This is a genomic window from Amycolatopsis sp. NBRC 101858 (assembly GCF_030269325.1).
GTDB classification, from domain to species: domain Bacteria; phylum Actinomycetota; class Actinomycetes; order Mycobacteriales; family Pseudonocardiaceae; genus Amycolatopsis; species Amycolatopsis ponsaeliensis.
Genome location: NZ_BSTD01000001.1, coordinates 483,141 through 504,515, shown reverse-complemented (window position 1 = coordinate 504,515; position 21,375 = coordinate 483,141). Strand labels below are relative to the sequence as shown.

19 protein-coding genes are annotated in these 21,375 nt (G+C 70.5%); 12 read left to right on the top strand and 7 right to left on the bottom strand.

Translation table 11 applies throughout. The features are described 5' to 3' along the window. Positions 1-29 precede the first annotated feature (29 nt). Genes QSK39_RS02335 through QSK39_RS02325 form a run of 3 tightly spaced genes read left to right on the top strand, consistent with a single transcriptional unit; the run spans position 30 to position 2,650 of the window. Positions 30-578: a hypothetical protein gene (locus tag QSK39_RS02335; protein WP_285476004.1), complete on the top strand. Its 549-nt coding sequence runs from the start codon at positions 30-32 to the stop codon at positions 576-578. Further along, positions 575-1,567, top strand: a complete 993-nt coding sequence (locus QSK39_RS02330) for a coiled-coil domain-containing protein (RefSeq protein ID WP_285476003.1) — start codon at positions 575-577, stop codon at positions 1,565-1,567. The genes QSK39_RS02335 and QSK39_RS02330 overlap by 4 nt, the downstream gene beginning before the upstream one ends. A 57-nt stretch (positions 1,568-1,624) precedes the next feature. Beyond that, positions 1,625-2,650, top strand: a complete 1,026-nt coding sequence (locus tag QSK39_RS02325) for a class I SAM-dependent methyltransferase (RefSeq protein WP_285476002.1) — start codon at positions 1,625-1,627, stop codon at positions 2,648-2,650. On the opposite strand, the gene QSK39_RS02320 is transcribed toward QSK39_RS02325, so the two are convergent. The 6 genes from QSK39_RS02320 to QSK39_RS02295 all read right to left on the bottom strand — a co-directional run bounded on the left by QSK39_RS02320 (position 2,643) and on the right by QSK39_RS02295 (position 9,535). Continuing rightward, complete coding sequence (locus QSK39_RS02320) at positions 2,643-3,140, bottom strand: putative immunity protein (protein WP_285476001.1); 498 nt, start codon at positions 3,138-3,140, stop codon at positions 2,643-2,645. The two genes, QSK39_RS02325 and QSK39_RS02320, sit on opposite strands and share 8 nt — an antisense overlap. Before the next feature lie 38 nt (positions 3,141-3,178). After that, positions 3,179-4,309: an NAD(P)/FAD-dependent oxidoreductase gene (locus QSK39_RS02315; protein WP_285476000.1), complete on the bottom strand. Its 1,131-nt coding sequence runs from the start codon at positions 4,307-4,309 to the stop codon at positions 3,179-3,181. Continuing rightward, positions 4,306-4,626, bottom strand: a complete 321-nt coding sequence (locus QSK39_RS02310; RefSeq protein WP_285475999.1) for a bifunctional 3-phenylpropionate/cinnamic acid dioxygenase ferredoxin subunit — start codon at positions 4,624-4,626, stop codon at positions 4,306-4,308. Before QSK39_RS02310 ends, QSK39_RS02315 begins: the two co-directional genes overlap by 4 nt. A 182-nt stretch (positions 4,627-4,808) precedes the next feature. After that, positions 4,809-6,464, bottom strand: a complete 1,656-nt coding sequence (gene betA / locus QSK39_RS02305) for a choline dehydrogenase (protein ID WP_285475998.1) — start codon at positions 6,462-6,464, stop codon at positions 4,809-4,811. Positions 6,465-6,473: 9 nt separating this feature from the next. Beyond that, positions 6,474-8,042 carry an amino acid permease gene (locus QSK39_RS02300; RefSeq protein WP_285475997.1) on the bottom strand — a complete coding sequence of 523 codons (1,569 nt, stop codon included), beginning with the start codon at positions 8,040-8,042 and terminating at the stop codon, positions 6,474-6,476. Positions 8,043-8,074: 32 nt separating this feature from the next. After that, positions 8,075-9,535 carry an aldehyde dehydrogenase family protein gene (locus QSK39_RS02295; protein WP_285477908.1) on the bottom strand — a complete coding sequence of 487 codons (1,461 nt, stop codon included), beginning with the start codon at positions 9,533-9,535 and terminating at the stop codon, positions 8,075-8,077. Between the two features lie 92 nt (positions 9,536-9,627). Between QSK39_RS02295 and QSK39_RS02290 the strand changes: the two genes are divergently transcribed. Beyond that, positions 9,628-10,203 carry a TetR/AcrR family transcriptional regulator gene (locus QSK39_RS02290; RefSeq protein ID WP_285475996.1) on the top strand — a complete coding sequence of 192 codons (576 nt, stop codon included), beginning with the start codon at positions 9,628-9,630 and terminating at the stop codon, positions 10,201-10,203. A gap of 255 nt (positions 10,204-10,458) precedes the next feature. Next, positions 10,459-11,580, top strand: a complete 1,122-nt coding sequence (locus QSK39_RS02285; RefSeq protein WP_285475995.1) for an aromatic ring-hydroxylating oxygenase subunit alpha — start codon at positions 10,459-10,461, stop codon at positions 11,578-11,580. A 24-nt stretch (positions 11,581-11,604) separates the two neighbouring features. Here the strand turns inward: QSK39_RS02285 and QSK39_RS02280 are convergent, their stop codons facing one another. After that, entirely contained in the window at positions 11,605-12,252 is a 648-nt protein-coding gene (locus tag QSK39_RS02280) for a GntR family transcriptional regulator (protein WP_285475994.1), read from the bottom strand. 57 nt (positions 12,253-12,309) lie between these two features. On the opposite strand from QSK39_RS02280, the gene glyA reads away from it, so the two are divergent. The 7 genes from glyA to QSK39_RS02245 are packed head-to-tail and all read left to right on the top strand — an operon-like array spanning position 12,310 to position 21,360. Then, a complete protein-coding gene (gene glyA / locus QSK39_RS02275; RefSeq protein ID WP_285475993.1) occupies positions 12,310-13,584 on the top strand; it encodes a serine hydroxymethyltransferase in 1,275 nt (424 codons plus the stop codon). Then, a complete protein-coding gene (locus tag QSK39_RS02270; protein WP_285475992.1) occupies positions 13,581-14,795 on the top strand; it encodes a sarcosine oxidase subunit beta family protein in 1,215 nt (404 codons plus the stop codon). The genes glyA and QSK39_RS02270 overlap by 4 nt, the downstream gene beginning before the upstream one ends. A 10-nt stretch (positions 14,796-14,805) precedes the next feature. Next, positions 14,806-15,084: a sarcosine oxidase subunit delta gene (locus QSK39_RS02265; RefSeq protein WP_285475991.1), complete on the top strand. Its 279-nt coding sequence runs from the start codon at positions 14,806-14,808 to the stop codon at positions 15,082-15,084. Beyond that, positions 15,081-17,618 carry a 2Fe-2S iron-sulfur cluster-binding protein gene (locus tag QSK39_RS02260; RefSeq protein ID WP_285475990.1) on the top strand — a complete coding sequence of 846 codons (2,538 nt, stop codon included), beginning with the start codon at positions 15,081-15,083 and terminating at the stop codon, positions 17,616-17,618. Before QSK39_RS02265 ends, QSK39_RS02260 begins: the two co-directional genes overlap by 4 nt. Next, positions 17,608-18,075, top strand: a complete 468-nt coding sequence (locus tag QSK39_RS02255) for a sarcosine oxidase subunit gamma (RefSeq protein ID WP_285475989.1) — start codon at positions 17,608-17,610, stop codon at positions 18,073-18,075. Before QSK39_RS02260 ends, QSK39_RS02255 begins: the two co-directional genes overlap by 11 nt. Continuing rightward, entirely contained in the window at positions 18,072-18,914 is an 843-nt protein-coding gene (gene purU / locus QSK39_RS02250) for a formyltetrahydrofolate deformylase (protein WP_285475988.1), read from the top strand. The genes QSK39_RS02255 and purU overlap by 4 nt, the downstream gene beginning before the upstream one ends. Positions 18,915-18,924: 10 nt before the next feature. Then, complete coding sequence (locus QSK39_RS02245) at positions 18,925-21,360, top strand: GcvT family protein (RefSeq protein WP_285475987.1); 2,436 nt, start codon at positions 18,925-18,927, stop codon at positions 21,358-21,360. Positions 21,361-21,375: the final 15 nt, after the last annotated feature.

The following is a 21,375-nucleotide window of genomic DNA, read 5'->3' as shown; positions in this document are numbered from 1 at the left end:
GTGACGGCCGTGGCACTTAAAGTGTTCGCGTGACGACTCCAGCCCAGCACGACCGGGACCAGGCGGAAGCGCGCGTGGGCCGGCTCAAGCAGGACCTGCGGGACGGGCTGGCGACCCCGCCCGCCGACGTCGAGGCGATGGACGAGCTCGTCGCGACGGCCCACCGGCTGCTCGACTCCGAGGTGGCGTTCGACGACGCGAAGCACCGGCTCGCGAACGCCGAGCTCGAGTCGCGGCACGCGGCGACGCAGCGCGCAGTCGTCTACTTCGCGGCCGCGCCGGTGCTGCTGCCGCTGGCCGCCGCGGCGCTGGTGCTGTTCGACGTGCTGTCGCCGGTGTGGTTGCTGGCGCTCGTCCCGCTGTTCGCGGCGGGCCTGTGGATCGGCTTCGGGCCGGTCCGCCGCGTCGGTGACGTCATCCGCGAACGGACGCGGGCGGCGTGGGCGGGCAGCGTCACGGCCGGGCTGCTGGTGGGCGCGCTGGTCCCGTGGTCCGGCGCCGTCGTCTGCACGATCCTCCTGGCACTGGGCGTCGCGGTCACGTGCGGGCTGCTGTGGCGGGAAAGCCGGATCCCGTGAGCCACGGCTACGCGACCTACGGCGACGATCCCGAGTTCACGCAGGAGTACGAGCCCGTCGACTCGACGCGCCGCGACCTCGACGAGCTGTTCGCGGCGGTCGACGGGCTGCGCGCGGCCGTCGAGGAGTCCGACGACCGCGACCGCGGGCTGCGGCAGGACCTCGCGGACCTGACCGACCGGCTCGAGCGCGGCAGCGCGCACCGCCAGGAGGACCGGATCGATCTCCTGGGCCGGCAGCTGGAACGGCTGCAGCAGCAGGTCCGGGCTATGGAGCGCGCGGTCCGCGTGGCCGACGGCGTCCCGCAGATCAACCTCGACGACGTCGGCGCGGAGACCCGGGCGCTCGCGAGGGAGGCGGCGCGCTGGGACGACCTGCACAAGGAGCTCGTCACGAAGGAGCAGCGAGCCCGGCACGAGCAGGAGATCTCGCGGCTGGCTTCGGTGCACGAGGCGCAGGCCCGCTGCGACGCCGACCTGCTCGAGGTGATGCGCGTCCTGGCGTCGACCGACCGTGCTTCGCGCGCCCGCGGAGACGCGGAGTCCCGGTTGCGGGCGTTGGCGACGCGGCGCCGGACGTTGCTGGACGAGGAGATCCCGGCGGCGTCGGACGCGGCCGAGCAGGCTCGCCTGGCCTTGCGCGAGGCGGACGCGGTCGAGGCGCGGATCCTGCCCCAGCTGGAGCGCGCCGAGCGCGCGTGGCACGACCTGCAGGTGCGGTTGCGGACCCGGATCACGGACGCGCTGGGGTCGAACGCGCTGCTGCCGACGTGGTTCGGCCACGCGCTCGGGGTGTCCCCGCCCGCCGGGGCGGCGGGTGACGCGTGGATCCGCACAGCCGCTTCGGTGCTGGCTTACCGGGTGACGTTCGGGATCACCGACCCGGCGTTGCCGCTGGGCCCGCCGGCCGGCGAGGACACGGACACGACCGAGCGGCGGTGGACCTGGCGGGCGAGGCTGGAATCGGACCTCGACGAGCTGGCGCTGTAGCGTCCCGCGTCGCGAATACCGCCCCGGCCGGCGACGGCGATGAACTACGTTTCGATCATGTCCTACCGCGACGCAACCGCCCACTACACGTCGCCCAAGCGGCGCGATCCGGTCAAGACGATGCTGGAAGAAATCGTCACCCACCGCGTGCTGCGTGACGCCATCGCGCGGATCCGGCCCGAGCCCGGCCGGCCGCTGCGGGTGCTCGACGTCGGGTGCGGCACCGGCGACGGCCTGGCCCTGCTGACCGAGCGGCACGGCGCCCTCGCCCCGCTGACCGGCGAGCACACCCTCGACTACCTCGGTGTCGACATCGACCCCGACATGATCGACACGGCCCGCTCGCTCCACGCCGGGCGCCCGGCCAGGTTCACCGTCGCGGACATGCGCTCCGGGCCGCCCGCAGGCGACTTCGACCTCTACCTGTCCTGCGGCGTGCCCTACTCCCACCTGCCCCACGAGGGTGTCGTCGAGGTCCTGACCGGCCTCATGCGGCGGATCGTCGAAACCCGCGACAGCGCGGTGATCATCGTCGACGTCCTCGGCCGCTACTCCGTCGAGTGGACGCCGATGTGGCCGCGGACCCGCTGGTCGTACAACATGAGCTTCTTCGAGGACGCGACCGAAACCCTCCACGACCAGATGAGCTTCTTCGACCGCGGATCGCTCGACGAGGCGCTCGTCGAAGCCGCGGCCCGGGCCGGGGCAAGGCTGAGCGGGACGACGTTCACCGACCGGTCCGTCCTCGCCGGCCGGCACACCGCCACCCGGTCCTTCAACCCGGCGATCCCGCCCTACCGCACCCTCCTCAACGAACTCGCCCGCGGCAACACCGACGTCGTCCCCGCGCAGCTGCGGTTCGAGCCTCCCGCCGGACACGCGCCACGCCAGGTCGAGCGGTTCTTCGCGACCTTCGCCGAACGCTGGAACCGGATCCTCACCGCGGTGGCCGTGCCGTCCGCCGAGCACGCGAAGCAGCTGGCGACGGCGCTCTTCGCGTGGGAACAGCAAGCCCAGCAAGGCCTCGGCGTCGGGCACTCCCTGATGGCCACCGTGGTCGTCGAACGGCCCACCCTCACCTGAGCGGGACGCGGAGCGCCGACTCCAGCTGCCGGTGCAGCTCGCCCAGGCGGGTGCGGCCCGGTTTGCCCGGCGGAAAGCGGCTCAGGAGGTCGCGCACTTCCGGTGGGGCGTGGTCGAGGGCCCAGTGGATCTCGGCGTTCGCGTCGCCGCCGGCCAGTTCGCACGCCAAAGCGGCCTGCTGCGCGGGGCCGACGATGTGCTTCACCTGGTGCGGCGACTCCAGCGGGTGCAGGTAGGCCGCGCCCGCCGCGCCGACCGCCGCGTGGGCTGCGGCGGAGGCGGCCGGGCCGGAAGCCGCGCCCGCCGCCTTCAGCGCCGCCCACGCTGCCGTGCGCAAGGCTTTCGTGCGCGGGCCGCCCGAAGCGAACTCCCGCGCCGCCGCGATCGCCGCCGCCGGGCGGGGGTCGTCCGGGATCAACGGCAGTGCCCGCGAAGCGCAGTCGGCGGCCCAGCCGGTCAACGCGCGGAGTTCGGGAAGGGTCAGCTCCATGGGGGTGAAGCGTATCTTTGAAACCTCGGTTGAGACTTTCAGACGACCGCCGGTTGCCGGAGCGGGCGGCGCAGCCGGTTGAACAGCTTCGCGTTGTTCAACGCGAACACCCCCACCGTCGCGCCGTCGCGCTGCCACACCGCCGCGAACGACGAGGACGACAGGTCGCCGTCGACCACCGAAAGCGTGTCGTCCGGGCGCGGGTGACCGGCGAGTTGCAGGGTCCCCGCGTACTGGTCCGACCAGACGTACCCGCTCGGCGCGTACGTGCGTGCCGTCTGCCCGGCGAGCAGGTTCGCCACCGCGACCGGCGCCTGCTCCGACGCGTTCGTCCAGTGCTCGTGCCGCCGCCCGCCGTACCGGGCCACATCGCCGACCGCCACCACCTGCGGCAGCTCCGTCACCAGGCCCGCGTCCGCGTGGACGCCGTTGCCGACCTTCAACCCGGATCCGGCCAGCCAGTCCGTCGCCGGGGTCATGCCGACACCCGTGACGACCACGTCGGCCGGGACGAGCGACCCGCCGGCCAGGTGGACGCCCGCCTCGGACATGTCCGTCACCGACACCCCGCACCGCAGGTCCGTGCCGTGGTCGGCGTGCAGCCGCGCGCACACCGCGGCCAGTTCGGGCCCCAGCACCGGCGCGAGCGGCGCCGGCAACGCTTCCAGGACAGTCACGTCGAGGCCGAGCGAGCGGCACGTCGAGGCCACCTCGGCCCCGATGAACCCGGCCCCGACGATCGCCACGCGGACCCCGGGCACCAGCGCCGACCGCAAGGCGAGCGCGTCGTCGAGCGTCCGCAGCGTGTGGGCGGCTTCGAAGCCCGGCAGGGTGCGGGCGCGACCGCCGGTGGCGATGACGACGCCGTCCGCGTGCACGGACCCGCCGTCCGAAAGGAGCACCCGGCGGTTCCCCGGTTCCAGGGCCGTGGCCCGCACGCCGAGCCGGAAGTCCAGCGCCAGCGACGCGAGGTCGCCGGCGTCGAGCAGCTCCAGCGAGGCCGGCGAGGCCGTCCCGGCGAGGAACGCCTTGGACAGCGGCGGCCGGTCGTAGGGCAGGTGCTGCTCTTCGCCGATCAGCACGATGCCGCCGTCGTAGCCCTGCGCACGCAGCTCCTGCGCGGCGCGGACCCCGGCGAGCGACGCGCCGACGACGGCGATCCGCTTCACGCGGCGTCCTCGCGAGCCACGCCCTGGACGTAGATGACGCCCTCGTCGACGAGCACCGAGTACGTGCGCACCGGCTCCTTCGCCGGCAGGCAGCTCGGCACGCCGGTGCGCAGGTCGAACAGCGCCGCGTGCAGCGGGCACTCGACGAAGCAGCCTTCGAGCCAGCCGTCGGCCAGGGAGGCGTCCTGGTGGGTGCACGTGTCGTCGATGGCGTACAGCTCCCCGTCCTCGGTGTTGAACACCGCGATGGCGGGCGACCCGGGGATCCGGACGGACTCACCCGGGGGCAGCTCGTCGACGGTGCACGCGCGAATCATGAGTCCTCCGAGACTGTTGCGCATAAGGGAACATCGACTGTGATCCGCAACAAAGTCTGAATCCCCTGATGGGCGTCGTCAAGGGGGTACGCCCCGGTAGTTTCGTTACCTGCTAACGGATAATCCGGGCATGCCGATGCGCCCGTACCGGGGATGGCGGTACGGGCGCCACGACGTCCGGGCTAGCTCTCCCCGTGCCGGTAGAACGGCGTCTTGATCGGGGCGAGCGGGGTGTTGCCGAGGATGAGGTCGGCCGCCTTCTCGGCGGTCATCATCACCGGCGCGTAGATGTTGCCGTTGGGGATGTAGGGCATGACCGACGCGTCGACGACGCGCAGGCCCTCGGTGCCGTGCACCCGCATGGTCTGCGGGTCGATCACGGATCCCTCGTCCACGCCCATCTTGGCGGTGCACGAGGGGTGCAGGGCCGTCTCGGCGTCCTTGGCGACCCAGTCGAGGATCTCCTCGTCGGACTCCACCGACGGCCCCGGCGAGATCTCCCCGCCGTTGTACCGGTCGAGCGCGGACTGGTTGAGGATCTTCCGCGCCACCCGCACGGCCTCGATCCACTCCTTGCGGTCGTTCTCCGTCGACAGGTAGTTGAACTTGATCGCCGGGTGCTGCCGCGGGTCGGTCGAGGTGAGCTTCACCGAGCCGCGGGTGTCGGCGTACATCGGGCCGACGTGCACCTGGTAGCCGTGGCCTTCCGTGGGCGCCGAACCGTCGTAGCGGATCGCCACCGGCAGGAAGTGGAACATCAGGTTCGGGTACTTCACCTCGTCGTTGGAGCGGACGAACCCGCCGCCCTCGAAGTGGTTGGTCGCGGCCGGCCCGGACCGCAGGAACAGCCACTGCGCGCCGATGTAGGGCCGCTTCCACTTCGCCAGCGACGGCTGCATCGACACCGGTTCCTTGCAGGCGTACTGGATGTACACCTCCAGGTGGTCCTGCAGGTTCTCGCCGACGCCCGGCAGGTCCTTCACGACGTCGATGCCGAGCTTCTCCAGATCGGCCGCGTTGCCGACCCCGGAGAGCTGCAGCAGCTGCGGGCTGTTGATCGCCCCGCCGCAGAGGATGATCTCCTTGCCGTACACCTCACCCGGCACGCCGCGGCCCTCGGCGTACTCGACGCCGATCGCGCGGGTGCCGTCGAAGAGGATCTGCGACACGAACGCGTGCGTCTTCACCGTGAGGTTGGACCGGTTCTCCACCGGGTGCAGGTACGCGCCCGCGGCGGAGAGCCGCCGTCCTTTCCGGACGTTGCGGTCGAAGGCCGCGAAGCCTTCCTGCCGGTAGCCGTTGACGTCGTCGGTGCGCGGGTAGCCGGCCTGCTCGGCGGCGTCGAAGAAGGCCTGGAACAACGGGTTCGACGCTGGGCCGCGTTCGAGTTCCAGGGGGCCGTCGTGCCCACGCCACTGCCCGTCCGGGGCATCGGCGAGGCAGTTCTCCATCCGCTGGAAGTACGGCAGGCAGTGCGCGTAGTCCCAAGTGGACATTCCGGGGTCGCTGGCCCAGCGTTCGTAGTCCATCGGGTTGCCGCGCTGGAAGATCATCCCGTTGATGCTCGACGAGCCGCCGAGCACCTTGCCGCGGGCGTGGTAGATCCGGCGCCGGTTCATGTGCGGCTCGGGCTCGCTGCGGTAGCCCCAGTCGTAGAACTTCGACCCGATCGGGAAGGTCAGCGCGGCCGGCATGTGGATGAAGACGTCCCACTTGTAGTCGGACCGCCCCGCTTCCAGCACCAGGACCTTGTTGGACGGGTCCGCGGACAGCCGGTTCGCCAGCGCGCAGCCCGCCGAGCCACCGCCGACGATGACGAAGTCGTAGTTTTCACTCATGCGTCCTCCTCAGCCGGGCAGTGAATCCGGGGCGCTGTCGGGCATGTGCTCGGGGCTCGTGTGCGCCGAACCCCAGGTGCCGCGCCGGATGTAGAGCATGATCGCACCGATGATCACGATCAGCCCGGTGACGATCACCGCGCCCCACTGGAAGTACCAGTGGTCGTCGCCGTAGACCTCGGCACGCGGCCAGATCAGGTTGACCGTCATCGCGGCGCCGTAGAGCACCGCGACCAGGTTCACGAACGTGCCCCAGCGGCCGAGCTTGAAGTACGGGCCGTGTCCCGGCCGCGGCCACTGCCCGCGCAGGCGGCGCAGCAGCATCGGGCCGGTGACCATCAGGTAGGGGATGTAGAACAGGATGATGGCGGTCGAGGTCAGGATGAAGAACGCCCGCTGGTTGCCCAGGTTGATCAGCAGCACCACGACGGTGAGGCCGCCGGTGAGCAGCGCCGGCAGGATCGGCGTCTTCGAGCGCGGCGACACCTTCGCCATCGCCTTGCTGAACGGCAGCCGTCCGTCGCGGGCCATCGCCCACGCCATCCGGATCGCCGCGGTCTGCACGGCCAGGCAGCACACCGTGATCGCGATCGCCGAGCAGATCAGGAAGGCGTCGCCGAGGCCTTCGCCGAGCGTGCTCTTCAGCAGGTACGGCATGCCGGAGGTGCTCAGCTCGTCGGCGTTGATGTCACCGACGGCCATCATGCCGACCAGCATCACCAGGCCGCCGACGATGAACGACGCCGTGATCGCCCGCAGGATCGCGCGCGGCGCGTGCTTGCGCGGCTGGGTGGTTTCCTCGGCGAGGGAACCGGCGGTGTCGAAGCCGTAGAAGACGTACGCGCTCATCAGCGACGCCACCAGGAACGCCCCGAGGTACCCGAGCGAGTGACCGTCACCCGTGGCGTGCGTCTCGAAGACCACCTGCGGGCCGCGCTTGATGTGGATGGCCAGCGCGATGATCAGCAGGATGACCGCGGACAGCTCCACCGCGACGCCGAAGTTGTTGATCTTCGCCATCAGCTTGACGCCGATGACGTTCACGATCGTGGCGAACACGACCAGCACCAGGGCCAGGATGATGGCGTTCTGCGCGCCGCCCGGGGTCGACGTCAGGCCGGCGTCGGAGTCGCTGCCGACGATCTGGAACGCGGTCGAGACCTGCGGCAGGATGATCTGGTAGGCGACCGCGACGGCGCCGGCCGTGACGATGGCGCCGATGATCATGATCCAGCCGGCCAGCCACGACGTCGCGGGTTTCGCGATCTGCTTCGCCCACTGGTAGACCGATCCCGCGAGCGGGAACTGGCCGGCGAGCTCGGCGAAGCACAGCGCGACGGCGAGCTGGCCCAGGAACACGAGCGGCCAGGTCCAGATGAACGCCGGCCCGCCCGAGGCGAAGCCGAAGAAGAACAGCTGGAACACGCCGGTCATGATCGAGATGTAGGAGAACCCGGCGGCGAAGCTGGAGAAGGAGCCCAGGGAGCGTTCGAGCTCCTGGCGGTAGCCGAACTTCTCGAGGTCGGAGCTGTCGTCGGGAGCGGGCCCCCCGCCCGCAGGCTTTTCCTGTGTGGTCATCGCGACATCCTCAATGGTGGGGGAACGGGAGGTCAGCCCTTGAACCAGTGCTGCGGAACGGGATCGATGTTCTGGTAGACGTGCTTGCTCTCCTGGTACTCCGCGAGCCCGGACGGTCCGAGCTCGCGGCCGATGCCGGACCGGCCGAACCCGCCCCACTCCGCCTGCGGCAGGTAGGGGTGGTAGTCGTTGATCCACACGGTGCCGTGGCGCAGGGCCCCGGCGACTCGCTGGGCGCGGGACGCGTCCGACGTCCACACGGCCCCGGCGAGCCCGTACTCGGTGTCGTTGGCCAGCGCGATCGCGTCGGCCTCGTGCGTGAAGCGTTCCACGGTGACGACCGGGCCGAAGACCTCTTCCCGGACGATCGCCATGTCCCTGGTGCAGCCGGAAAACACGGTCGGGCGGAGGAAGAAACCGCTTTCGTACTGCGCCCCTTCGGGCCGCTTGCCGCCGGCTCGGAGCGTCGCGCCTTCGTTGAGTGCGCTTTCGATGTAGCCCTCGACCTTGGCGCGGTGCTGCGCCGAGACGAGCGGGCCCGTCTCGGTGGCGGGATCGAGGCCGTCGCCGACCCGGATCCGGTCGGCGCGCGCGGCGAGGTCCGCCACGAACCGGTCATGGATCCCATCCTGGATGATCAAGCGCGCGCCCGCCGAGCAGACCTGTCCCGAATGGACGAACGCGGCCATCAGCGCGTAGTCGAGGGTGGTGTCGTAGTCGGCGTCGTCGAAGACCACGTTCGGGTTCTTGCCGCCGAGCTCGAGGGCGACCCGGCGGACGCCCTTCGCGGCGGCCGTCATGATCTTCTCGCCGGTCGCGTAGCCGCCGGTGAAGGAGACGAGGTCCACGGCCGGGTGCTCGACCATCGCCGCGCCGACGTGCCCCGGCCCGAGCAGCAGGTTGACGACGCCCGGTGGGGTGCCGGCCTCTTCGAGCAGGGCGACCAGCTTGATCGTGGTCAGCGGCGTGACCTCGCTGGGCTTGAGCACGACGGTGTTGCCCGCGGCCAGCGCGGGCGCGACCTTCCAGGACATCTGCAGCAGCGGGTAGTTCCACGGCGCGATCAGGGCGCAGACGCCGACCGGCTCGTGCACGATCCGGCTGACGACGGACGCGCTGCCCGCGTCGACCAGGCGTCCGGCGTCCTTGCCGGCGAGGTCGGCGTAGTAGCGGAAGACGTTCGTCACGTCGTCGATGTCGATGCGGCCTTCGCCCAGCGTCTTGCCGGTGTCGAGGCTCTCGGTGCGGGCGAGCTCTTCGCGGTCGCGGACCAGCAGGCCGGCGACGCGGCGGAGCAGTTCACCGCGTTCGGTGGCGGTGGTCTGCCGCCACGGACCCTCGTCGAAGGCCTTCCTGGCCGCTCTGACCGCGGCGTCCACTTCCGCGCGCCCGGCTTCGGCGACCTGGTCGATCACCTGGCCGGTGGCGGGATTCAGCACATCGGAGTGGCTTTCGGCGTCCGACCAGACGCCGTCGACGTAGAGGTCCTTCATGCGGCCCTTCCCGGATCGGTAGTGGCTGCTCGGCGCGTTGAGTGCGTACATTTGTACGCGAAGCGTGTACAGATGTCCACAAGGGGGCTTCGATGACGAAGACCGAACCCGGCGCGAGCAGGCGCCGCGGCCCGAACGACCCCGAGCGGCGCGCGCGGATCGCCAAGGCGGCGATCGAGGTCGTCGCCCAGCGGGGGATCGACGGGGTCACGCACCGTTCGGTCGCGGCCGCGGCGGGGGTGCCGCTGGGCTCGACGACCTACCACTTCGCGACGCTGGACGACCTGCTGGAGGTGGCCCTGCACGAGGCCGCCGAGAAGAACGTCCACGAGCTGAAGGAGTGGGAGTCGGCGCTCCCGCCGGACGCCGACTTCGCCGCGGCGCTGGCGGAGCTGGTCATGGGCTACATCAACGAGCAGTACCGGGACACGGTCGTCGAGTACGACCTGTACGTCGCGGCCCTGCACCGTCCCCGGCTGCGGGCCGCGAGCGCGGCCTGGGACCAGGCGCTCATCGCGTTCTTCGGCTCCCGCACCGACCCCCTGACCGGCCGTCTCCTGGCCGGCCTGTTCTGCGGCCTCCTGATGCAGGCGGCCCTGGCCGACCCCCGCCCGACCCGCGCCGAGATCGAAACCCTCTTCCGCCGAGCCATCCACGGCCCAGCCTGACGTACCCCGACGGTCGGCTCGCGTACCCAGGGAGTCGGCTCGCGTACCCAGACGGTCGGCTCACGAACCGACCCTCCAGGTACGCGAGCCGACCCTCCAGGTGCGCGAGTTCGCGGAAACGTGCCGGAAATCTTTGGCGGGCACTGAAAAACTCGTCTTGACATCGCCTTGGGGTGGCAGTCACTCTGTTCCGGAGTGAGCAACTAGACGCGTTCTGCGCAACTCCCGTACTGATCCGCGGAGAGGACCCCGACGGTGACCACTACCGATCTCCCGCCGAGCCTGCTCGCCACGCTGCCCGGCACCTACTACACCGATCCGGCGATCTTCGCGCTGGAGCAGGCGAAGATCTTCGAGGCCGACTGGTTCTGCGCCGTGCGCAGCGCGGACCTCGCCGGTCCAGGGTCGTTCGAGACCGTCCAGGTCGGCAAGGAGAGCGTCCTGGTCTCGCGGGGGCGGGACGGGAAGCTCACCGCGTTCCTCAACGTCTGCCGCCACCGCGGCGCGCGCCTCTGCACCGACGACTCCGGCACCGTGAAGCGCGCCTTCCAGTGCCCGTACCACGCCTGGACGTACGGGCTCGACGGCAAGCTCATCGCCGCCCCGAACCTCACCGGCATGCCGGACGTCGACCGCACCGCCTTCGGCCTCACGAAGGTGCACCTGCGCGAATGGCTCGGCTACGCGTGGGTCTGCCTGGCCGACGAGCCGCCGCCGTTCGAAGGCTCCGTCGTCGCCGCGGTCACCGAACGGCTCGGCGGCGAGAGCGCGATCGAGGCGTACGGCGTCGACGGCCTCGCGCTGGGCAAGCGCATCGAGTACGACGTGAAGGCGAACTGGAAACAGATCATCGAGAACTTCATGGAGTGCTACCACTGCGCGACGATCCACCCGGAGCTCACCGAGGTCCTCCCGGAGTTCGCCGACGGGTATGCCGCGCAGTACTACGTCGGCCACGGCGCGGAGTTCGGCGGCGACGTCCGGGGCTTCACCATCGACGGCAGCGAGGGTGTCGACCGCCTCCCCGGTGTCACCGAGGACCAGGACCGCAAGTACTACGCCGTCACCATCCGGCCGCAGGTGTTCGTCAACCTGGTGCCGGACCACGTGATCCTGCACCGGATGTTCCCGCTCGCCCCGGACCGGACGCTGGTCCGCTGCGACTGGCTCTACCTGCCCGGCGTCGTCGAGTCGGGCCGCGACCTGACGCGCTCGATCGAGCTGTTCCACCGCGTCAACCTGCAGGACTTCGAGGCGTGCGAACGCTGCCAGCTCGCCATGGACTCGCGCTCGTACGCCAACGGCGGGGTGCTCGTGCCCAGCGAGCACCACATCGGCGAGTTCCACGACTGGGTCCGCACCCGGCTCGGTCTCTAGAAGCAGGTCTCTAGAAGCAGGTCTCTAGATCAGCGCCCGGATGGCGGCCTCGAACCCGGCGACGTGCTCCAGCGTCAGCGCGGCCGCCTTCTCGGCGTCACCCTCGATGATCGCGGTGAGGAGCGGGACGTGCTCGTCGACGTGGCCGGCCATCCCGGACAGCCGGGGCACGAACACGCACCAGATCCGGGTCGCGAGGTTGTCGTACCGGATCAGCGTGTCCTCGAGGAACGGGTTGTGCACGCACCGGTAGATCGCCCGGTGCAGGGCGAGGTCGGTGCGCAGCAGCTCGGCGTTGTCCCCGGCCGGGACACCCGCGTCGAGCTGCGCGCGCAGCTCGGTGAGCGTCGCCCGGTCGGCCTCGGTCGCGCGCTCGGCGGCGGCCGCCGTGGCCATCGGCTCCAGCGTCCGCCGCACCTCCGAGATGTGCGCGAGGTCGGAGATGTGGACGTCGGTGGCGAACGTGCCCCGCCGCGGGTAGGCGACGACCAGCCGTTCGGACTCCAGCCGTTTCAGCGCTTCGCGGATCGGCGTGCGGCCCATGCCGAGCGTGCTGCCGAGCTCGTCCTCGTTGAGGGGCGAACCCGGCGGGATGTCGAGCATGACGAGCCGGTCGCGGACGAACAAGTACGCCTGTTCGGCCAGCGACGGGGGATTGACCTGCGGGTGCATGCCGCTTAGTCTACATCGACGATTGATATATCAGAAGTCGACCAGACGGAGTTCCGGATGACCGCGACGATCGACCAGCACGTGCTCAACCAGCCCCTGGCCGAGTACGACCCGGCGGTGGCCGAGGCGATCGGCGCCGAGCTGCACCGGCAGCAGTCGACGCTGGAGATGATCGCCTCCGAGAACTTCGCGCCGCTGAGCGTCTTGCAGGCGCAGGGCTCGGTCCTCACCAACAAGTACGCCGAGGGCTACCCCGGCCGCCGCTACTACGGCGGCTGCGAGCACGTCGACGTCCTCGAGCAGCTCGCCATCGACCGCGTCAAGGCGCTGTTCGGCGCGGGCTTCGCCAACGTCCAGCCGCACTCGGGCGCCCAGGCCAACGCGGCCGCGATGGCCGCACTCCTCAAGCCCGGGGACAAGATCCTCGGGCTCTCGCTGGCCCACGGCGGCCACCTGACCCACGGCATGCGGATCAACTTCTCGGGCCTGCTCTACGACGTCGCCGCGTATGAAGTGTCCGAAAAGGACTTCCGGGTCGACATGGCCGAGGTCGCGCGGCTCGCGCGTGAGCACCGGCCCAAGCTGATCATCGCCGGGTGGTCGGCCTACCCACGCCAGCTGGACTTCGCCCGCTTCCGCGAGATCGCCGACGAGGTCGGCGCGTACCTCATGGTCGACATGGCCCACTTCGCCGGCCTGGTCGCCGCCGGGCTGCACCCCTCGCCGGTGCCGCACGCGCACGTCACGACGACCACCACGCACAAGACCCTCGGCGGCCCGCGCGGTGGCGTGCTCCTGACGAACGATGCGGCGCTGGCCAAGAAGGTCAACTCCGCGGTGTTCCCCGGCCAGCAGGGCGGCCCGCTCGAACACGTCATCGCGGCGAAGGCAGTGGCGTTCAAGATGGCCGGCGAGCCGGAGTTCGTCGAACGCCAGCAGCGGACCCTCCGCGGGGCGAAGCTCCTGGCCGAACGGCTCATGCTCGAGGCGGACATCTCCGTGCTGACCGGCGGCACCGACGTCCACCTGGTGCTCGTCGACCTGCGGAACTCCGAGCTGGACGGCAAGCAGGCCGAGGACCGGCTCCACGAGGTCGGCATCACGGTCAACCGCAACGCCGTCCCGTTCGACCCGCGGCCGCCGATGGTCACCTCGGGCCTGCGGATCGGCACCCCGGCCCTGGCCACCCGCGGCTTCGGCGACGCCGAGTTCCGCGAGGCCGCCGACGTCATCGCCGAGGCGCTCAAGCCCGGCCACGACGTCGAGAAGCTGCGTGCCCGTGTCACCGCGCTCGCCGAAGCGTTCCCGCTCTACCCGGGGGAGGCCCGATGACCGACCTGCCCGAGCACCCCGACTTCCTCTGGGACAACCCGGACCCGAAACCGGCCTACGACGTGATCGTCGTGGGTGGCGGCGGGCACGGGCTCGCCACCGCGTACTACCTGGCCAAGGTGCACGGCATCACCAACGTCGCCGTGCTGGAGAAGGGCTGGCTCGCGGGCGGCAACATGGCCCGCAACACCACGATCATCCGCTCCAACTACCTCTGGGACGAAAGCTCCGGCATCTACGAGCACTCCCTCAAGCTGTGGGAAGGCCTCGAAGAGGACCTCGGCTACCCGATCCTGTTCAGCCAGCGCGGGGTGCTGAACCTCGCGCACACGCTGCAGGACGTCCGCGACAGCGTCCGCCGCGTCGAGGCCAACAAGCTCAACGGCATCGACGCCGAGTGGGTGGACGCGGCCGGCGTCCAGGAGATCTGCCCGATCGTCAACACTTCGCCGGACGTCCGCTACCCGGTGCTCGGCGCGACCTTCCAGCCGCGTGCGGGCATCGCGAAGCACGACTACGTCGCCTGGGGATTCGCCCGCGCCGCGCACGAACTGGGCGTCGACCTCATCCAGAACTGCGAGGTCACCGGTATCTCCACGGTGAACGGCCGGGTCACCGGCGTCGAGACGTCGAGGGGCCGGATCGCCGCGGGCAAGGTCGCGCTGTGCGCCGCCGGGCACTCGTCGGTGCTCGCGAAGATGGTCGGCCTGGACCTGCCACTGGTCTCGCACCCGTTGCAGGCCCTGGTGTCCGAGCTGCTGGAGCCGATCCACCCGACCGTCGTCATGTCGAACGCCGTGCACGTCTACGTTTCCCAGGCGCACAAGGGCGAACTCGTCATGGGCGCGGGCATCGACAGCTACAACGGCTACGGCCAGCGCGGCTCGTTCCACATCATCGAGCAGCAGATGGCCGCCGCGCTGGAGCTGTTCCCGGTGTTCGCGCGGGCGCACCTGCTGCGCACGTGGGCGGGCATCGTCGACGTCAGCCCGGACGCGTCGCCGATCATCGGGCTCACCCCGGTCGAGAACCTGTTCCTCAACTGCGGCTGGGGAACCGGCGGGTTCAAGGCGACGCCCGGTGTCGGGGACGTCTTCGCGGCCACCATCGCGCGGGGCAAGCCGCACGAGTACGCCGAACCGTTCACTTTGGACCGGTTCACCACCGGTGCCCTCGTCGACGAGCACGGCGCCGCCGCCGTCGCGCACTAGGAGCGTCCACATGCAACTGATTCCTTGCCCCTGGTGCGGGCCGCGTGAAGAGGCCGAGTTCCACTACGGCGGCCAGGCCCACGTCGCCTACCCGGAAGACCCAGCCGCACTGTCCGATGAGGACTGGGCCAAGTTCGTCTTCTTCCGCGCCAACCCCAGCGGGCCGCTCGCCGAGCGCTGGAGCCACTCCGCGGGCTGCCGCCGGTGGTTCAACGCCGTCCGCGACACCCGCACCCACGACCTCCTGGCGGTCTACCGCCTCGACGAACCCAAGCCGGTGATCCCATGACCCGACTGTCCGGCGTCCCGCTCAAGTTCACCTTCGACGGCCGCGAGCTGACCGGTTTCCTCGGCGACACGCTGGCTTCCGCGTTGCTGGCCAACGGCATCCACCAGGTCGCGACGAGCATCAAGTACGGCCGGCCGCGCGGCATCGTCGCGGCGGGGGTCGAGGACTCGAACGCCTTGGTGCAGATCGAAAAGCCGTTCCCGGAGCCGATGCTGTCGGCCACCACCGTCGAGCTGTACGACGGCCTGGAGGCCCGTGGCCTGCGCGGTCAGGGCCGGCTGGCCACCGAACCGGACCCGGCGCGGTACGACGCCAAGCACGCCCACTGTGACGTCCTGGTCATCGGCGCCGGTCCCTCGGGCCGGGCCGCCGCGGCCGAAGCCGAGGGCCGCGTGCTGCTGGTCGACGACCAGCCCGACGGCGAAGCCCCGGACGGCGTCCGGTTCCTTTCTCGCACCACGGCGTTCGGCATCTACGACGACGGCTTCGTGCTGGCGTTGGAGCGCCGGGGCGAGCCCGCCGCGCCCGAACGGATTTCGCGGCAGCGGGTGTGGCGGATCCGGGCGCGCAAGATCGTGCTGGCCACCGGCGCGCACGAGCGGCCGATCGTCTTCCCGGACAACGACCGTCCCGGCATCATGCTCGCCGGCGCCGCGCGCACGTACCTGAACCGCTACGGCGTCCTGGCCGGGCGACGCGTGGTCGTGTTCACCACCAACGACTCCGCGTACGAAGCCGCGTCCGACCTGGCGGCGGCCGGGGCCGAGATCGTGCGGATCGTCGACGCCCGGGAGGGCCACGGCGTCATCGGCACCGACGGCGACGCCCACATCACGGCCGCCCACGTCGCTCCGCTGGGAGAAACGCGCGGAGAGCGCGTCGAGTGCGACCTGCTGCTCGTGTCCGGCGGCTGGAACCCGGCGGTGCACCTCTACAGCCAGGCCCGCGGCACCCTGCGGTACTCGCCGGAGCTCGGCGCTTACGTCCCGGACGGCGAACTGCCGAACGTGAGCGTCGTGGGTGCCGCGGCGGGCGAAGGCCTGCCGGAGACCAAGGTGCTCTGGCAGGTCCCGGCTCCGGAGTCCGAAGTGGACACCCGGTTCGTCGACCAGCAGCGCGACGCGACCGTGTCGGACGTCCTGCGTGCCACCGGCGCCGGGCTCACGTCGCTGGAGCACGTCAAGCGGTACACCACCATCGGCACCGCGCACGACCAGGGCAAGACGTCCGGCATGCTCGCCGCCGGCATCACCGCCGAAGCCCTCGGTGTCGACTTGGCGACCCGGCGGCCGACGACGTTCCGGCCGCCGTACACGCCGGTGTCGTTCGCGGCGCTCGCCGGGCGGAACCGCGGTGACCTGCACGATCCCGTGCGCGTCACGACGATCCACCCGTGGCACGTCGAGCACGGCGCCGAGTTCGAGAACGTCGGCCAGTGGAAACGGCCGTGGTACTACCCGCGACCCGGCGAGTCGATGCACGAGGCCGTCCTGCGCGAGTGCCGGGCGGCGCGCACCGACGTCGCCGTCATGGACGGGTCCACTCTCGGCAAGATCGACGTCCAAGGCCCGGACGCCGGCGCGTTCCTCGACATGCTCTACACGAACATGATGAGCAACCTCAAGGTCGGCCGGATCCGCTACGGCGTGATGTGCGGCGTCGACGGCATGGTGATCGACGACGGCACGGTCATCCGTGTCGGCGAGGAGCGCTTCCTCGTCACGACGACCACCGGCAATGCGGCGATGGTCCTCGAGTGGATGGAGGAGTGGCTGCAGACGGAGTGGCCGCACCTGCGCGTCTTCGCGACGTCGGTCACCGAGCACTGGGCCACCATTCCGCTGGTCGGCCCGCGGTCGCGGGAAGTCCTCGGCCGCTTGGCGCCGGACCTCGACGTCGGCAACGAGGCCTTCGGGTTCATGACCTGGCAGGACGCCGAGGTCGCCGGGATCGCCGCCCGCGTCTGCCGGATCAGCTTCTCCGGCGAGCTGGCCTACGAGATCAACGTCCCGTCGTGGTACGGCCCGGCGCTGTGGGAGTCCATTGTGGACGAGGGTGCCACGCCGTACGGCACCGAAACCATGCACGTCCTGCGCGCCGAGAAGGGCTATCCGATCATCGGTCAGGACACCGACGGCACGGTGACTCCCCAGGACCTCGGGATGTCGTGGGCGGTGTCGAAGAAGAAGGCCGACTTCCTCGGCAAGCGCTCCTTCGCCCGCGCCGAGAACAACCGGCCGGACCGCAAGCACCTGGTCGGTTTGCTCCCCGTCGACCCGTCGGTGCTGCTGCCGGAAGGGGGACAGATCATCGAGTCCGAAACCGTGCCCGAACCGCCGGTGCGGATGCTCGGCCACGTCACCTCCAGCTACGACAGCGCCGCGCTCGGCCGGACCTTCGCGCTGGCCTTGGTGCGGTCGGGCCGTGAGCGCGTCGGCGAAACGCTGTATGTGCCGGTCGGCGACCAGGTGGTGCCGGTGACCGTGACCGAATCCGTGCTCTTCGACAAGGAAGGAGCCCGCCGTGACGGTTGACGCGATCGAAGAACCGTTCCGCACCCAGCTCACCGTGCGCCTCCGCGACGGGCACCGCCTGCTCGGCGTCGACCTGCCCGGGCCGTGCACGTTCACCAGCACCCACGGCATCGACATCCTCTGGATGGGCCCGGACGAGTACCTCGTGCTCGCCGAACCCGGCCGCCAAGCCGAGCTGGAAGCGGCACTGTCCCGGGAAAGCGACGCCGTGGTGGACGTCTCGGCCCAGCGGAACGTCGTGCGGCTGGCCGGTGAGCACGCCGCCGACGTGCTGGCGCACGGGTGCTCGATCGACCTCGAGATGTCCCCGCCCGGCACCTGCGTGCAGACGTTGTTCGCGCGCACCGGGATCGTGCTGATGGTCCGCGAAGACGGCTTCACGATCCTCGTGCGACAGTCCTTTTCGGACTACTTTCGCGCGTGGCTGGCCGACGCGAGTCTGGAGTACGCCTCGTGACCTTCACCTTGACCCTCAAGTGCCCCGAACGCTCGGGCATCGTGCACGGCGTCACGACGTTCCTCGTCGGGCAGGGCTGCGACATCGTCGAGCACCAGCAGTTCGACGACGACGTCCGCGGCTCGCTGTTCCTGCGCACGTCGTTCACCTGCTCCGGGGAAACCACTGTGGCCGACCTGACCCGGGCGTTCGCACCGGTGGCCGGGGATTTCGGGATGGAGTTCGGGTTCTCCGACGGGACGCCACCACGGATCCTCGTGATGGTGTCGAAGTTCGGGCACTGCCTCAACGACCTGCTCTTCCGCTGGCGCGCGGGCGGGCTCGGCGCCGAGATCGCGGTGGTCGTCTCGAACCACGAGGACCTGCGGCCGATGGCCGAGGCGGCCGGCGTCCCGTTCGTGCACGTCCCGGTCACGCCCGAGACCAAGCCGGAGGCCGAGCAGCGGCTGCTCGACCTGGTCGGGGAGTACGAAGTGGACTTGATCGTGCTCGCGCGGTACATGCAGGTGCTGTCCAACGAGCTGTGCCAGAAGCTCGAAGGCCGCGCGATCAACATCCACCACTCGTTCCTGCCCGGCTTCAAGGGCGCCAAGCCCTACCACCAGGCCTACGACCGCGGGGTGAAGTACGTCGGCGCGACCGCGCACTACGTCACGCCCGACCTCGACGAGGGCCCGATCATCGAGCAGGAGGTCGCCCGCGTCGACCACACCTACTCGCCGCGCGAGCTGGTGACCGTCGGCCGGGACGCCGAAGCGCTCGCCCTCTCCCGTGCGGTGCGCTGGCACTGCGAACGCCGCGTCCTGCTCAACGGCAACAGCACCGTCGTCTTCCGCTAAGGAGTCCGCCATGACCGCACCGAAAGTCGTGATCATCGGCGCCGGCATCGTCGGCGCGAACCTCGCCGACGAGCTGACCGCCCGCGGCTGGGCCGACGTCACCGTGCTCGACCAGGGCCCGCTGCCGCGCACCGGCGGGTCGACGTCGCACGCGCCCGGCCTGGTCTTCCAGACGAACGCGTCGAAGTCGATGACGGAGTTCGCGAAGTACACCGTCTCGAAGCTGCTGGAGCTGGACTGTTTCCTGCAGGTCGGCGGCATGGAGGTCGCGACGACCCCGGCGCGCTGGGAGGACCTCAAGCGCAAGCACGGCTGGGCGACGTCCTGGGGGGTGCCCGGCTCGATCATCGACGCCGACGAGTGCGTCGACCGCTGGCCACTGCTCGACGGCTCGCAGGTCTTCGGCGCGCTGCACACCCCGACCGACGGCCTCGCACGGGCCGCGAAAGCCGTGGCGGTGCTCGCCGACCGGGCCACCTCGCGGGGTGCGCGGTTCATCGGCTCGACGAAGGTCACCGACGTCCTGCAGGAGGGCGGGCGCGTCACCGGCGTCCGGACCGACCAGGGGGACTTCCCGGCGGACATCGTCGTGTCGTGCGCCGGGTTCTGGGGCCGTGAGATCGGCGCCATGGTGGGCATGGACGTGCCGCTGCTGCCGCTGGCGCACCAGTACGTCAAGACCGGGCGGGTCGACGAACTCGTCGGGCGCAACACCGAAGAGGTCGAAGCGAGCCTGCCGATCCTGCGGCACCAGGACCAGGACCTGTACTTCCGCGAGCACGTCGACCGGATCGGCATCGGCTCCTACGCGCACCGGCCGATGCCGGTCGACGAGTCCACTTTGGATCCGTCGGTGACCGAGACGGCCATGCCGTCGATGCTGCCCTTCACCGAGGACGACTTCGCGCCGTCGTGGGAGGAGAGCAAGCTGCTCCTGCCCGCGCTGCGGCAGACCAAGGTCGAGGAGGGCTTCAACGGGATCTTCTCGTTCACCCCGGACGGCCAGTCGCTGGTCGGGGAGTCCGCCGACGTCCGCGGGTTCTGGCTCGCCGAGGCGATCTGGGTGACGCACTCCGCGGGCATCGCCAAGGCGGTCGCCGAACTGCTCGTGGACGGGCATTCGGAAGTCGACGTGCACGACATCGACGTCCACCGCTTCGAAGAGGTCCAGCTCGCGCCGTCCTACGTGCACGAGACCGCGCAGCAGAACTTCGTCGAGGTCTACGACATCCTGCACCCGTTGCAGCCCAAGCTTTCCCCGCGCGATCTTCGCGTGACGCCATTCCACGCCCGGCAGCGCGAGCTGGGCGCGGTGTTCCTGGAGGCGGGCGGCTGGGAGCGGCCGCACTGGTTCGAAGCCAACGCGCCACTGCTGAAGAAGCTGCCGCACGACGCGCTCCCGCCGGCGCGGGACGCGTGGTCGGCGCAGTTCCACTCGCCGATCGCCGCGGCCGAGGCGTGGCAGACGCGCAACGGGGTGGCGCTGTACGACATGACGCCGCTGAAGCGCGTGGAGATCAGCGGAAGCGGGTCACTGGACCTCTTGCAGTCACTGAACACCAATCAGCTGGAGAAGTCCGTCGGGTCGGTCACCTACACACTGATGCTCGACAACACGGGCGGCATCCGCAGCGACGTCACGGTGGCGCGGCTCGGACCGGAGCTGTTCCAGGCCGGGATCAACGGGAACATCGACGTCGACCACCTCGTGAAGCACGCGCCACCCGGCGTGCGGGTCCGGGACATCACCGGCGGGACGTGCTGCATCGGCGTCTGGGGCCCGCTGGCGCGCGACCTCGTGCAGCCGCTGAGCCGGGAAGACTTCTCGCACACCGGGTTGAAGTACTTCCGGGCGCGTCGCGCGCGGATCGCCGGGGTGCCGGTCGTCGCACTGCGACTGTCCTATGTGGGCGAACTCGGCTGGGAGATCTACACGAGCGCGGACAACGGCCTGCGGCTGTGGGACGCGCTGTGGGCGGCCGGGCAGCCGCTCGGCGCCATCGCGGCCGGGCGGGCGGCGTTCAACAGCCTGCGGCTGGAGAAGGGCTACCGGCTGTGGGGCACCGACATGACCACCGAACACGACCCGTACGAAGCCGGCGTGGGATTCGCGGTGCGGCCGGCCAAGGGGAACTTCCTCGGCCGCGAGGCGATCGACGGCCGGAGCGAGGAAACCGCGTCACGACGGTTGCGGTGCCTGACGATCGACGACGGCCGCACGGTCGTGCTGGGCAAGGAACCGGTGTTCGTCGACGGCGTCGCCTCGGGCTACGTCACGAGCGCGGCGTACGGCTACACGATCGGCCGGCCGATCGCCTACGCCTGGCTCCCGGCGTCGGCGGACGTCGGCAGCGGGGTCGAGATCGAGTACTTCGGCCGCCGGGTCGCGGCCACCGTGGCCGCCGAGCCGCTGGTCGACCCCGGCATGGAACGGATCCGGCGCTAGTTCGGGAAGGCAGAG

Excerpts from the sequence above, each read along its gene's own strand:
- QSK39_RS02325 (WP_285476002.1), top strand. The coding sequence starts at position 1,625 with ATGTCCTACCGCGACGCAACCGCCCACTACACGTCGCCCAAGCGGCGC.
- QSK39_RS02320 (WP_285476001.1), bottom strand. The coding sequence starts at position 3,140 with ATGGAGCTGACCCTTCCCGAACTCCGCGCGTTGACCGGCTGGGCCGCC.
- QSK39_RS02310 (WP_285475999.1), bottom strand. The coding sequence starts at position 4,626 with ATGATTCGCGCGTGCACCGTCGACGAGCTGCCCCCGGGTGAGTCCGTC.
- betA (WP_285475998.1), bottom strand. The coding sequence starts at position 6,464 with ATGAGTGAAAACTACGACTTCGTCATCGTCGGCGGTGGCTCGGCGGGC.
- QSK39_RS02300 (WP_285475997.1), bottom strand. The coding sequence starts at position 8,042 with ATGACCACACAGGAAAAGCCTGCGGGCGGGGGGCCCGCTCCCGACGAC.
- QSK39_RS02295 (WP_285477908.1), bottom strand. The coding sequence starts at position 9,535 with ATGAAGGACCTCTACGTCGACGGCGTCTGGTCGGACGCCGAAAGCCAC.
- QSK39_RS02290 (WP_285475996.1), top strand. The coding sequence starts at position 9,628 with ATGACGAAGACCGAACCCGGCGCGAGCAGGCGCCGCGGCCCGAACGAC.
- QSK39_RS02280 (WP_285475994.1), bottom strand. The coding sequence starts at position 12,252 with ATGCACCCGCAGGTCAATCCCCCGTCGCTGGCCGAACAGGCGTACTTG.
- glyA (WP_285475993.1), top strand. The coding sequence starts at position 12,310 with ATGACCGCGACGATCGACCAGCACGTGCTCAACCAGCCCCTGGCCGAG.
- QSK39_RS02270 (WP_285475992.1), top strand. The coding sequence starts at position 13,581 with ATGACCGACCTGCCCGAGCACCCCGACTTCCTCTGGGACAACCCGGAC.
- QSK39_RS02265 (WP_285475991.1), top strand. The coding sequence starts at position 14,806 with ATGCAACTGATTCCTTGCCCCTGGTGCGGGCCGCGTGAAGAGGCCGAG.
- QSK39_RS02260 (WP_285475990.1), top strand. The coding sequence starts at position 15,081 with ATGACCCGACTGTCCGGCGTCCCGCTCAAGTTCACCTTCGACGGCCGC.
- QSK39_RS02245 (WP_285475987.1), top strand. The coding sequence starts at position 18,925 with ATGACCGCACCGAAAGTCGTGATCATCGGCGCCGGCATCGTCGGCGCG.